Origin of the sequence: Streptomyces sp. HUAS TT7, from assembly GCF_051550175.1 — a bacterium.
GTDB lineage: Bacteria > Actinomycetota > Actinomycetes > Streptomycetales > Streptomycetaceae > Streptomyces.
In genome coordinates this window covers 2,479,340-2,490,854 of the sequence record NZ_CP196175.1, presented here as the reverse complement: position 1 = coordinate 2,490,854, position 11,515 = coordinate 2,479,340, and the positions used below count along the sequence as shown (strand labels likewise).

General features: G+C 70.7%; 11 protein-coding genes. 4 read left to right on the top strand and 7 right to left on the bottom strand.

What is annotated here, in order from left to right; genetic code table 11:
- Window positions 1-37: 37 nt before the first annotated feature.
- On the bottom strand, window positions 38-1,417 hold the full coding sequence (locus ACSHXC_RS10970; protein ID WP_438291408.1) for an aspartate aminotransferase family protein: 1,380 nt from the start codon (window positions 1,415-1,417) through the stop codon (window positions 38-40).
- On the bottom strand, window positions 1,402-1,893 hold the full coding sequence (locus ACSHXC_RS10965; protein WP_438291407.1) for an Lrp/AsnC family transcriptional regulator: 492 nt from the start codon (window positions 1,891-1,893) through the stop codon (window positions 1,402-1,404). Before ACSHXC_RS10965 ends, ACSHXC_RS10970 begins: the two co-directional genes overlap by 16 nt.
- 180 nt (window positions 1,894-2,073) lie before the next feature.
- On the opposite strand from ACSHXC_RS10965, the gene ACSHXC_RS10960 reads away from it, so the two are divergent.
- From ACSHXC_RS10960 to ACSHXC_RS10950, 3 genes are all read left to right on the top strand, one after another.
- Window positions 2,074-3,513, top strand: coding sequence for a gamma-aminobutyraldehyde dehydrogenase (locus ACSHXC_RS10960; protein WP_438291406.1), 1,440 nt, complete (start codon window positions 2,074-2,076; stop codon window positions 3,511-3,513).
- Window positions 3,514-3,662: 149 nt separating this feature from the next.
- The gene (locus ACSHXC_RS10955; RefSeq protein ID WP_438291405.1) at window positions 3,663-4,859 is read left to right on the top strand and encodes a polyamine ABC transporter substrate-binding protein; all 1,197 of its coding nucleotides are present in this window, start codon (window positions 3,663-3,665) and stop codon (window positions 4,857-4,859) included.
- 51 nt (window positions 4,860-4,910) lie between these two features.
- Window positions 4,911-5,438, top strand: a complete 528-nt coding sequence (locus ACSHXC_RS10950; RefSeq protein WP_438291404.1) for a hypothetical protein — start codon at window positions 4,911-4,913, stop codon at window positions 5,436-5,438.
- Window positions 5,439-5,448: 10 nt separating this feature from the next.
- Here ACSHXC_RS10950 and ACSHXC_RS10945 read toward each other — a convergent pair whose 3' ends face one another.
- The 5 genes from ACSHXC_RS10945 to ACSHXC_RS10925 form a co-directional block, all read right to left on the bottom strand.
- Window positions 5,449-6,666 (bottom strand): serine hydrolase domain-containing protein, encoded by a 1,218-nt coding sequence (locus tag ACSHXC_RS10945; protein WP_438291403.1) that lies wholly within the window; start codon window positions 6,664-6,666, stop codon window positions 5,449-5,451.
- Between the two features lie 190 nt (window positions 6,667-6,856).
- On the bottom strand, window positions 6,857-7,516 hold the full coding sequence (locus ACSHXC_RS10940) for a response regulator (RefSeq protein ID WP_438291402.1): 660 nt from the start codon (window positions 7,514-7,516) through the stop codon (window positions 6,857-6,859).
- Window positions 7,513-8,724 carry a sensor histidine kinase gene (locus ACSHXC_RS10935; protein ID WP_438291401.1) on the bottom strand — a complete coding sequence of 404 codons (1,212 nt, stop codon included), beginning with the start codon at window positions 8,722-8,724 and terminating at the stop codon, window positions 7,513-7,515. Before ACSHXC_RS10935 ends, ACSHXC_RS10940 begins: the two co-directional genes overlap by 4 nt.
- 63 nt (window positions 8,725-8,787) lie before the next feature.
- On the bottom strand, window positions 8,788-9,471 hold the full coding sequence (locus ACSHXC_RS10930) for a glycerophosphodiester phosphodiesterase (RefSeq protein ID WP_438291399.1): 684 nt from the start codon (window positions 9,469-9,471) through the stop codon (window positions 8,788-8,790).
- 57 nt (window positions 9,472-9,528) lie between these two features.
- Window positions 9,529-10,572, bottom strand: coding sequence for an adenosine deaminase (locus tag ACSHXC_RS10925; protein ID WP_438291398.1), 1,044 nt, complete (start codon window positions 10,570-10,572; stop codon window positions 9,529-9,531).
- 129 nt (window positions 10,573-10,701) lie between these two features.
- Here ACSHXC_RS10925 and ACSHXC_RS10920 point away from each other — a divergent pair, with 129 nt between their 5' ends.
- Window positions 10,702-11,427 carry a DUF4190 domain-containing protein gene (locus tag ACSHXC_RS10920; protein WP_438291397.1) on the top strand — a complete coding sequence of 242 codons (726 nt, stop codon included), beginning with the start codon at window positions 10,702-10,704 and terminating at the stop codon, window positions 11,425-11,427.
- Window positions 11,428-11,515 lie beyond the last annotated feature (88 nt).

Below are 11,515 nucleotides of genomic sequence, written 5' to 3'. Positions count from 1 at the left end.
ATGGGCGCAACCGGGCCGGTGCGGACGGCGTAGGGACCTACAGCTTGGTCCAGGCCTGCGTCAGGACCTCGCGCAGGACGCCCTCGATCTCGTCGAAGGTGGACTGGTCGGAGATCAGCGGCGGGGCGAGCTGGACGACCGGGTCGCCGCGGTCGTCGGCCCGGCAGTACAGGCCGTTGTCGTAGAGCGCCTTGGACAGGAAGCCGTACAGGACGCGCTCGGTCTCCTCGTCGTTGAACGTCTCCTTGGTGGCCTTGTCCTTCACGAGCTCGATGCCGTAGAAGAAGCCGTTGCCGCGGACGTCGCCGACGATCGGCAGGTCGTGCAGCTTCTTGAGGGTGTCGAAGAAGGCGCCCTCGTTGTCGAGCACGTGCTGGTTGAGGCCCTCCCTCTCGAAGATGTCGAGGTTGGCCAGGCCCACCGCCGCGGAGACCGGGTGGCCGCCGAAGGTGTAGCCGTGCAGGAAGGTGTTGTCGCCCTTGTAGAACGGCTCGGCGATCTTGTCGGAGACGACGCAGGCGCCGATCGGGGAGTAGCCCGAGGTCATGCCCTTGGCGCAGGTGATCATGTCCGGGACGTAGCCGAACTTGTCGCAGGCGAACATCGTGCCGAGGCGGCCGAAGGCGCAGATGACCTCGTCCGAGACGAGCAGCACGTCGTACTTGTCGCAGATCTCGCGCACGCGCTGGAAGTAGCCGGGCGGCGGCGGGAAGCAGCCGCCCGCGTTCTGCACCGGCTCAAGGAAGACGGCGGCCACGGTGTCGGGGCCCTCGAAGAGGATCTCCTGCTCGATCTGGTCGGCCGCCCAGCGGCCGAAGGCCTCGGGGTCGTCGCCGTGGATCGGGGCGCGGTAGATGTTGGTGTTGGGCACCTTGTGCGCGCCGGGGACCAGCGGCTCGAAGGGCGCCTTCAGGGCGGGCAGACCGGTGATGGACAGGGCGCCCTGCGGGGTGCCGTGGTAGGCGACCGCACGCGAGATGACCTTGTACTTCGTGTGGTTGCCGGTGAGCTTGTGGTACTGCTTCGCCAGCTTCCACGCGGTCTCGACGGCCTCGCCGCCACCGGTGGTGAAGAAGACCTTGTTGAGGTCGCCCGGCGCGTAGTTCGCGAGGCGCTCGGCGAGCTCGACGGCCTTGGGGTGGGCGTAGGACCAGACCGGGAAGAAGGCCAGTTCCTGCGCCTGCTTGTAGGCGGTCTCGGCGAGCTCGTGACGGCCGTGGCCGGCGTTGACGACGAACAGGCCCGACAGGCCGTCCAGGTACTTCTTGCCCTTGTCGTCGTAGATGTAGGTGCCCTCGCCACGGACGATGGTGGGGACGGGCGCGTTCTCGTACGACGACATGCGGGTGAAGTGCATCCACAGGTGGTCGTAGGCGGTCTGGCTGAGGTCCTTGCTCACGGCTATCGGGTTCCCCACATATAGGTCTGCTTCTTCAGCTTGAGATAGACGAAGCTCTCGGTGGAGCGCACGCCGGGGAGGGCGCGGATCCTCTTGTTGATCACTTCGAGAAGGTGGTCGTCGTCCTCGCAGACGACCTCCACCATCAGGTCGAAGGAGCCCGCGGTCATCACCACGTACTCGCACTCGGCCATGGCCGTCAGCGCCTCCGCCACGGGGTCGAGGTCGCCCTCGACGCGGATGCCGACCATCGCCTGGCGCCGGAACCCCACGGTGAGCGGGTCGGTGACGGCGACGATCTGCATCACGCCCTGGTCCAGGAGTTTCTGGACGCGCTGGCGCACGGCCGCCTCGGACAGGCCGACGGCCTTGCCGATCGCGGCGTACGGGCGGCGCCCGTCCTCCTGGAGCTGCTCGATGATCGCCAGGGAGACGGCATCGATCGACGGGGACTGTGCGTTCCCGATCCTGGGTTCTGTGCTTCGGCTGGCCACGGAGCCACTGTGCACCCCGACTCGTCCGTCCCGCAACCCCGAAGCGATGAAATTCGTTGTTCTGTGACCTCCAGGGAACTGAATCCGAAGTTCACGGGCGTTGGGTCTGTCGAAAGCGTCACCTCACCGACTAGGGTGGGCTGTCTCACCCATCGGACATCGGACCGGGAGGCCAGCGAAGTGACCACCGAACTGCGTCGTTTGCGCAACTACATCGACGGAGAGTTCCGCGATGCTGCCGACGGGCGGACCATCGAGGTGGTCAACCCGGCCACGGGCCAGGCCTACGCGACCTCGCCGCTCTCCGGTCAGGAGGACGTGGACGCCGCCATGGCGGCCGCCGCCGCCGCGTTCCCGGCCTGGCGCGACACCACTCCCGCCGAGCGCCAGAAGGTCCTGCTCAAGATCGCGGACGCCTTCGAGGAGCGGGCCGAGGAGCTGATCGCCGCCGAGTCGGAGAACACCGGCAAGCCGATCGAGCTCACCCGCACCGAAGAAGTGCCGCCGATGGTGGACCAGATCCGCTTCTTCGCGGGCGCGGCCCGGCTGCTCGAAGGCCGCAGCGCCGGCGAGTACATGGAGGGGATGACCTCCATCATCCGCCGTGAGCCGGTCGGCGTCTGCGCACAGGTCGCGCCGTGGAACTACCCGATGATGATGGCCGTCTGGAAGTTCGCCCCGGCGCTCGCCGCGGGCAACACCGTCGTCCTCAAGCCGTCGGACACCACCCCGGCCTCGACCGTGCTGATTGCCGAGATCATCGGCGCGATCGTCCCCAAGGGCGTCTTCAACGTCATCTGCGGCGACCGCGACACCGGCCGCGCCATGGTCGAGCACAAGACCCCGGCGATGGCCTCCATCACCGGTTCCGTACGGGCCGGCATGCAGGTCGCCGAATCCGCCTCCAAGGACGTCAAGCGCGTCCACCTGGAGCTCGGCGGCAAGGCCCCGGTCGTCGTCTTCGAGGACGCCGACATCGCCAAGGCCGTCGAGGACATCGCGGTCGCCGGCTACTTCAACGCCGGCCAGGACTGCACGGCCGCGACCCGCGTGCTCGTCCACGAGTCGATCCACGACGACTTCGTGACCGCGCTGGCCAAGGCCGCCGCCGACACCAAGACCGGGCAGCCGGACGACGCGGACGTCCTGTACGGCCCGCTCAACAACGCCAACCAGCTCAAGCAGGTCTCGGGCTTCATCGACCGCCTCCCGGCGCACGCCAAGGTCGAGGCGGGCGGCCACCGGGTCGGCGAGCAGGGCTACTTCTACGCCCCGACCGTCGTCTCCGGCCTCAAGCAGGACGACGAGATCATCCAGAACGAGGTGTTCGGGCCGGTCATCACCGTCCAGTCCTTCACCGACGAGGCCCAGGCCCTGGAGTACGCGAACGGCGTCGAGTACGCGCTCGCCTCCTCGGTGTGGACCAAGGACCACGCCCGCGCCATGCGCATGTCCAAGAACCTCGACTTCGGCTGCGTGTGGATCAACACCCACATCCCGCTGGTCGCCGAGATGCCGCACGGCGGCTTCAAGAAGTCCGGCTACGGCAAGGACCTCTCGGCGTACGGCTTCGAGGACTACACCCGCATCAAGCACGTGATGACGTCCATCGAGGGCTGAGCCGCGGCCTGAACACGCGGAAGGGGCGGGGGAGTTGATCCCCCGCCCCTTTCCGTTGCCCCGCGCCCCCGACAGGGTGTCTGGCCTCGGGCGTACGGCTGTACGCAGCGTCCATTGAACCCGCTCGGCGGGGCGGGCATCCTGCCGGAATGCGACCGACCGCGTTCCCCGCCACCAGCCCGTTCTCCCGCCGCAGCCTCCTGCGCGCTCTCGGCGGCGGCGCCGCGCTGGCCGCGCTGGCCGGCTGCGGGGTCCCCGCGGCGTACGTCGAACCGGGCGACCGGGCCGGGCGCGACCGCTCGGCGGCGGACAAGTCCCTCACCTTCGCGAACTGGCCGCTCTACATAGACGTCGACGACCACGACGCCTCCAAGCGCCCCACCCTGGACGCCTTCGCCAAGAGCACCGGGATCTCCGTCACGTACACCGAGGAGATCAACGACAACGACGAGTTCTTCGGGAAGATCAGCCCGGCCCTGATGAACCATCAGGAGACCGGCCGGGACCTGATGGTGATCAGCGACTGGATGGCGGCCCGGTTCGTGCGGCTCGGCTGGGTGCAGGAGATGGACCGCGCCAAGCAGCCCAACGTCACCCGCTACCTCGACCCCCAGCTGCGCACCCCCGCCTTCGACAACGGGCGCCTGCACAGCGTCCCGTGGCAGTCCGGGATCACCGGCATCGCGTACAACAGGAAGAAGCTCGGCCGCGAGATCAAGCACGTCGGCGACCTGTGGGACCCGCGGCTCGCCGGCAAGGTGACGCTGTTCTCCGGCCTGGACGAGTCCTTCGCGCTCCTGATGCAGGGCAACGGCGTCGACATCACCCGGTGGACCGCGGCCGACTTCCACCGGATGTGCGACCAGGTCGAGAAGCTGGTCGCGAAGAAGCAGATCCGCCGCTTCACCGGCAACGACTACACCAGCGACCTCAACAAGGGCGACGTGCTCGCCTGCCAGGCCTACAGCGGCGACGCGTTCCAGCTGAAGGCGGACAACCCCGACATCGAGTTCGTGGTGCCCGAGGAGGGCGCGGAGCTCTGGGCCGAGTCGATGATGATCCCCAACCTGGCCCGCCACAAGGCGAATGCCGAGGCTCTTGTCGACTACTACTACGACCCCCAGGTCGCCGCCGAACTGGCCGCCTCGGTCAACTACGTCTGCCCGGTCCCCGCCGCCCGCGACGTCCTCGCCTCCTCCAAGGACAAGGACGAGGCCGAACTCGCCGAGGACCCACTGATCTTCCCCGACGACGCGATGCGCAGGCGCCTCGCGATCGCCCGCGACATCACGTCGGAGGAGCGGGTGGAGTTCGCGAAGCGGTGGAACGCGATCGTGGGGTTGTAGTGGGGCGACTCACGTTTTGAACGCGTTCAACAGAGGCGTACGCTTGCGATCATGAGCGAGCGAAACGCCCTGTTGCGGCGTACCCGCGTGTGGTTGGTCGTGTTCATCGTCTGCCTCGTGCTGAGCGGGCTGACGGCCTTTCCCCTGGTCCATGAACTGCGCTGGACGCAGTCCCTGTTGCGGAACACGCCCCTGGGTGACTGGCTGCCGGGGCTCGGTGCCTGGATCGACCGGGTGCGGGACGGGCTTGATTCGGCGGATGCCGAGTACCCGTTCCTGCTGTACGGGACGGACTGGCTGGCTTTCGCCCATCTCGTCATCGCGGTCGCCTTCTACGGGCCGCTGCGCGACCCCGTCCGTAATATCTGGGTCGTCGAGTTCGGGATGATCGCCTGTGCCGGGATCATCCCGCTCGCGCTGATCTGCGGGCCCGTCAGGGGGATTCCCTTCTGGTGGTCGGTGATCGACATGTCCTTCGGGGTGTTCGGGGTGATCCCGCTGTACGTGGTGCGGCGCAAGATCAAGGCGCTGGAGGCGATGGGGGCGGGGGAGCCGGTGGCGGTGCCGGCTCCGGTGTGAGGGCGGGCGGTCAGGCGGGGTCCGGGGTGCCGAAGGTGGCGATCATGACGTGCATGGCCGTGGGGTTCATGTCTGAGCCCTTCGCGTCCGTGGAGTTGACGCTGTAGACCAGGGTCCGCGAGAGCGCCCCGGTGGGCGACATCGTCGCCGCAATCACCGTGTTGTAGCCCCAGCGCCCGCCCGTCTTGCCCCACACGTCGTGGCCGCCGAGCCGCATCGTCGACAGGCCCGCGCTGTACGCGGCCGGCCTGCCCGTCTTCATGTCGCGCACCGACGCGTCGGGCAGGGTGAACATCTCCTTCAACTGCGGGCCCTGCACCACGCGGCCGGTGAACAGAGCACGCGTGAAGTGCTCCAGGTCGGCCGTGGTGGAGATGAGATCGCCCGCCGCGAACGTGTCCCCGGCGCCCCACGCCGTCACGTCCCGCAGCTCGGTCGAGCCGTCCGGCTTCGGGAACACCTGGTAGCCGTGGTTGTGCGGGCCGCGGATGGCGGGATCGGCGCCGGGCACGTAGGTGTTGGCCAGGTGCAGCGGCCGCAGGATGCGGGTGGCGAGCTGATGAGCGTACGAGTCGCCCGTGACCCGCTCGATCAGGAGGCCGGCCGCGGTGTAGCCGATGTTGTCGTAGTGCTGCTCGGTGCCGGGCGCGAAGTCCGGCTTCTGCGCGGTCGCCCCGCGCACGACGTCCGCCGGGTCGCGGCTCTCGAAGCGGTGCGCGTAGAGGTATTCCAGCGAGTCGTCGGGCGAGCCGACGGAGGGGATGCCGCTGGTGTGGTTGAGGAGCTGACGTACCGTCACCGTGCTGTACGAGGCGGGGATGAGGTCGGGGAGGTAGGCGCGTGCCGGGCGGCTCAGGTCGACCCGGCCCTCGCCCGCGAGTTGCAGCACCATGGCCGCGGTGAAGACCTTGGTGACCGAACCCGCCCGGAACCGCGCGTCCGGGTCCGCCGGGGTGCCGCTCGCCAGATCGTGCACCCCGGCGCTGCCGAGCCAGCTGCCTTCGGTGCCGCCGACTCTCACCAGCGCGGCGGTCGCGTCCGCCCCCGGCTTCCCGGCGCCCGCGATGGCCGCGCCCAGGGCGGCGGTGTCAAGGGTGCCCGTGGTGCGGTGGGCGGCGGTCCGGCCCGCGGCAGGTGCCGGGGAGGCGGCGAGGGCCGGGCCGGCCGATATCCCCAGGACCAGGGCGGCGGCCATGAGCGTGGTGCGAATGCGGGGGCGGGTGTTCATGGTGGGGGCTCCGTGATCGGGTGGGGTGTTGTGCTGATGGGTCCCATCCTGCTGATCGCGGGGTCGGTGCGGATCGCCGCGGCGGGGGGTTCTCGCGGCCGCGACTCCTCGCCCGGGCCGGGGAGTTGGGTGCGTACCCCATCCCCCGGGCGAGGGAGCTGCCCCCCGCCGGGCGGCGCCGCTCAAGTGCTCAGGACGGAGCCCCCGCCGAGATCAGGCCCGTCTCGTACGCGCAGATCACCGCCTGGATGCGGTCGCGCAGGCCCAGCTTCGCCAGCACATGGCCCACGTGCGTCTTCACCGTGTGCTCGGAGACCGTCAGTTCGGCCGCGATCTCGGCGTTGGACAGGCCCCGGCCGAGCAGCAGCAGCGTTTCGCGTTCACGGGCGGTCAGGGTGTCGAGGCGAGCGGAGGGGGCCGGGGCTGCGGGCCTCGACGTGTACTCGGCGATCAATCGCCGCGCCACCGACGGCGCGAGCAGCGCCTCCCCGGCCGCCACCACCCGTACCGCGTGCACCAGATCGTCCCGCCGGACGTCCTTGAGGAGGAAGCCGCTCGCCCCGGCGTGCAGCGCCTCGTACACGTACTCGTCCGCGTCGAAGGTGGTCAGCATCACCGTGCGGCAGGCGCTCGCCGAGCTGATCGCGCGGCAGGCCTCGATGCCGTCCAGGTGCGGCATGCGGATGTCGAGCAGTGCCACGTCGGGCGCCAACCGGCGCACGGCGTCGACGGCCTGGGCGCCGTCGCCCACCTCCGCGACCACCTTGATGTCCGGCTGCACGTCCAGGATCAGGGCGAAACCGCTGCGCACCAGCTCCTGGTCGTCGGCCACCACCACACGGATCGTCATCTCCCCACCTCCGCCGAGGAGGCTACCGAGGCGGTGAGGGGCAGCGGGACGACGGCCCTGACCTCGAAGCCCCGGCCGTCCGGGCCCGGGCCCGCCGATGCCGTGCCGCCGTGCGCCGCCGCCCGTTCCCGGATGCCGATCAGGCCGTGCCCGGTACCGGGGCCCGGCGCGGTGCCGGGACCACTGCCGTCGTCCAGGACCGTGATCGTCAACTCCCTTGTGGAGAAAGTCAGTTGTACGGACACCGCCGAGGCCCCCGCGTGCTTCACCGCGTTCGTCAGGGCCTCCTGCACGATCCGGTACACGGTCGTCCCGGTGGCCAGGGGGAGCGGGCGGGCGTCGCCCTTCGTCTCGTACGCGACCGAGGGGCCGCCGCCCAGGGAGACCCGCTCGACCAGCGCGGGCAGCGCCGCCATGCCCGGCTGTGGTTCCCGCGGGGCATCCGGGGTGTCCTCCTCGCGCAGCACTCCCAGCATCCGGCGCAGCTGCGCCATCGCGTCCCGGCCCGTCTCGGAGATCGCCTCGAACGCCGCCTCCGCCCGCGCGGGCGCCGCCCGCACCGCGACCGGGCCCGCCTCCGCCTGCACGATCATGATGCTGACGGCGTGGGAGAGGATGTCGTGCATCTCCCGGGCGATCCGGGCCCGTTCGCGCGCCGTGGCCTGCTCTGCCTCGATGCGGTTGGCCCGCTCCAGCTGCGCCGCGCGGTCCTCGACGGCCGCGGTGTAGGCCTGCCGGGTGTGGGTCAGCCGCCCGAGCGCGTACGCGGCACCGAAGACGAAGAAGGAGAACATCAACTCCTTGGCGTCCTGGGTGTTGAGCGCCACCGAGGGTGCGATGAGCACCGCGACCAGCGCGGCGACGGAGATCCGTTTGCGCACCGGGGACAGCGCGGCCACCGAGTAGAGGGCGACGAGCCCCGGGTAGGGCAGCGGCTGGCCGGGCCCGTCCAGGGTCAGCTTGTACGCCGCTCCCGCCGCCAGGACCGCGAGCGTCACCGCGACCGGGGCGCGACGCCGCCACACCAGCGGCAGCACGGCCAGCGAGGTCAGGGCGTAGTCCGCCCAGGTGGCCGGGCGCAGCCCGTCGGGCCGCTCCACGACGAACGGGATCGACATCGCCGCCTGCACCAGCAGGGCGAGCCCGATGTCGACCGCCCAGCCGTTCGCCGCCCGCAGTCGTGCCGCCAACCGCTGCTCCGCACCCATCCTGTGTCCCCCCTTGAAACGCGGCCGTTCACCGCCCGGAATCGTCTACCGACCGAAAATCGTCTACCGCCCGGACAGGATGCCGTGCAGCGCGTCCACGCGGTTGGTGGTGATCGAATCCACCCCGTACTCGATGAGCCGGCGCTGCGTGCGCGCGGTGTCCGCGGTCCATGCCGACACGAGCATCCCGTCCCGGTGGACCCGCGCCACGAGATCCGAACTCACCACCCCGAAGCGGTAGTTGAGCCAGTGCGGCCTGATGGCGTCGACCAGCGTCGGCCGGGGCGGGGCGGGCTTCGTCCAGGTCAGGGCGATCTCGGCGTTCGGGTCGGCGGCGCGCACCCGCAGCATGGTGACCGGCCCCGCGCAGTAGTAGACGCGCTCGCCCGCACCGCACTCGCGGACCGTGTTCACCACCTTGCGCACCGACTCCTCGGTGGCGCCCGGCAGATCGAGCATCGCCCGGTGCGCGCCGACCGCGATCAGCGCCTGGCGCAGGGTGGGGACCCCGCCGCCGGTCACCTCCCGCACCTCCTCGTACGGCAGCTCGGCCACCGGGCGGTCGAAGTCCCACAGCCGCTTCAGCGTCTCGTCGTGCAGCAGCACGGGCACGCCGTCCCGGGTCGTGCGGACGTCGATCTCGACCGCGTCCGCGCCCCGCTCCAGGGCCGAGGCGATGGAGGGGAGCGTGTTCTCGCGGACGCGGTACGGGTCGCCGCGGTGGCCCACGGCTGTCACGGTGCGCATGGGGCCATTGTCCTGAGGGGCGCCGTGGTCAGCCAGCCGGCGCCGGGTCCGAGGAGGTCAGCGGGCGAGCCACTTCGCCGTGTAGTCGTCGATCTCGCCGGCGAGCCGCGTCTTGCCCGCCGGGTCCAGGAAGGAAGCCTCGACGGCGTTCTTCGCGAGGTCCGCGAGGCCCCGCTCGTCCAGGTCGAGCAGGCGGGCGGCGACCGCGTACTCGTTGTTGAGGTCGCTGCCGAACATCGGCGGGTCGTCGCTGTTGATCGTGACGAGCACGCCCGCGGCCACCATCTCCTTGACGGGGTGCCGGTCCAGGTCGGGCACCACCCGGGTCGCCAGGTTGGACGTCGGGCAGACCTCCAGGGCGATCCGGTGGTCGGCGAGGTGCTTGAGGAGAGCCGGGTCCTGGGCGGCGCTCGTGCCGTGGCCGATGCGCTCGGCGCGCAGCTCGATCAGCGCGTCCCAGATCGACTGCGGCCCGGTGGACTCGCCCGAGTGCGGTACGGAGTGGAGGCCCGCGGCGATGGCGCGGTCGAAGTACGGCTTGAACTGCGGCCGTGGCACCCCGATCTCGGGGCCGCCCAGGCCGAAGGAGACCAGGCCCTCGGGGCGCACCCCGTCCTCGGTGGCGAGCCGGGTCGTCTCGGCGGCGGCCTCCAGGCCGGCCTCGCCGGGGATGTCGAAGCACCAGCGCAGCACGGTGCCGAACTCGGTCTCGGCGGCCCTGCGGGCGTCCTCGATCGCGTCCATGAACGCGTGCTCGTCGATGCCGCGGCGGGTGGAGGAGAACGGCGTGATGGTCAGCTCGGCGTAGCGGATGTTCTGCCGGGCCATGTCCCGGGCCACCTCATAGGTGAGAAGACGCACATCCTCCGGGGTGCGGATCAGGTCGACGACCGAGAGATAGACCTCGATGAAGTGGGCGAAGTCCGTGAACGTGAAGTAGTCGGCGAGCGCCTCGGGGTCGGTGGGAACCTTCGAGTCCGCGTGGCGGGCGGCCAGTTCGGCCACGATGCGCGGCGAGGCGGAGCCGACGTGGTGCACGTGGAGCTCGGCCTTGGGCAGCCCCGCGATGAAGGGGTGCAGGTCGGTCATGGGGTCCTCCATGGGTCTGCCGCGAGGGTCCTCGCGCGGTCGGCGGCGTACGGCCTCCGGACGTCGGGGATCATGGTAGGCCGGGCGGTCCCGCCCTGGACCCGGGGCCGTAGCATGACGGAACCACGATGGGGGAGGCCCATGTCAGACAACACCCAGCAGCCGTCGGGAGGCCAGGAGCCCCGCGACCCCTGGGCGCCGCCGGAGCACAAGGTCCCGCTGGACAAGCCGCCGGTGCACGACCAGCAGACGGTCATCTCGATGCCGGGTGCCGACGGCCAGAGCGCTGCCCCGGCCCAGGGAGCCCCCGGCGGTGCCCCGGCCCAGGGTGTCTTCCCGGGTGCGCCCGGACAGCAGGTGCCCGGACAGCAGGCGCCCGCCCCCGGCTTCGGCGGCCCGACGCCGCCGCCCGCGCCGCCCGGCCAGGCGGTGCCCGGCAGCTACGGCTACCCCAGCTACCCGCAGCAGCCCGCCCAGGGCTACCCCGGATACCCGGGCGCGGGCCAGCAGCCCGCCTACGGCTACCCCGGCTGGACCGGGATGCCCGCCCCGCAGAACGGGTTCGGCATCGCCGCGATGGTGCTCGGCATCGCCGCGTGCGTGCTCATGCTGTGCACCATCGGGATCGGCGGCATCGTGCTCGGCACCCTCGCGCTGATCTTCGGGCTGCTCGGCAAGGGCAAGGCCCGCCGCGGTGAGGCCAACAACCGGGGCCAGGCCCTGGCAGGGATCATCACGGGCATCGTCGGCATCGTGCTCGGCGCCGCGATCCTCACCCTGGTGATCGTGGTCAACTCGACGGAGCACTCCCGCTACAACGACGACTACTACTCGAACTCCCTGTCGCTGTCCGCCTCGGCTCGCTGAGGAAACCGACCCCGGCAGAGAGGGCCGCCCGGGACGGCCCTCTTCGCCCGGGCCGGGCACCCGCCCGCCGGGTCTCCGACGCACCGCC

What these genes read in the sequence shown, in the direction of transcription:
- ACSHXC_RS10955 (WP_438291405.1), top strand. Translation starts at nt 3,663, where the DNA reads ATGCGACCGACCGCGTTCCCCGCCACCAGCCCGTTCTCCCGCCGCAGC.
- ACSHXC_RS10950 (WP_438291404.1), top strand. Translation starts at nt 4,911, where the DNA reads ATGAGCGAGCGAAACGCCCTGTTGCGGCGTACCCGCGTGTGGTTGGTC.
- ACSHXC_RS10945 (WP_438291403.1), bottom strand. Translation starts at nt 6,666, where the DNA reads ATGAACACCCGCCCCCGCATTCGCACCACGCTCATGGCCGCCGCCCTG.
- ACSHXC_RS10940 (WP_438291402.1), bottom strand. Translation starts at nt 7,516, where the DNA reads ATGACGATCCGTGTGGTGGTGGCCGACGACCAGGAGCTGGTGCGCAGC.
- ACSHXC_RS10935 (WP_438291401.1), bottom strand. Translation starts at nt 8,724, where the DNA reads ATGGGTGCGGAGCAGCGGTTGGCGGCACGACTGCGGGCGGCGAACGGC.
- ACSHXC_RS10930 (WP_438291399.1), bottom strand. Translation starts at nt 9,471, where the DNA reads ATGCGCACCGTGACAGCCGTGGGCCACCGCGGCGACCCGTACCGCGTC.
- ACSHXC_RS10925 (WP_438291398.1), bottom strand. Translation starts at nt 10,572, where the DNA reads ATGGAGGACCCCATGACCGACCTGCACCCCTTCATCGCGGGGCTGCCC.
- ACSHXC_RS10920 (WP_438291397.1), top strand. Translation starts at nt 10,702, where the DNA reads ATGTCAGACAACACCCAGCAGCCGTCGGGAGGCCAGGAGCCCCGCGAC.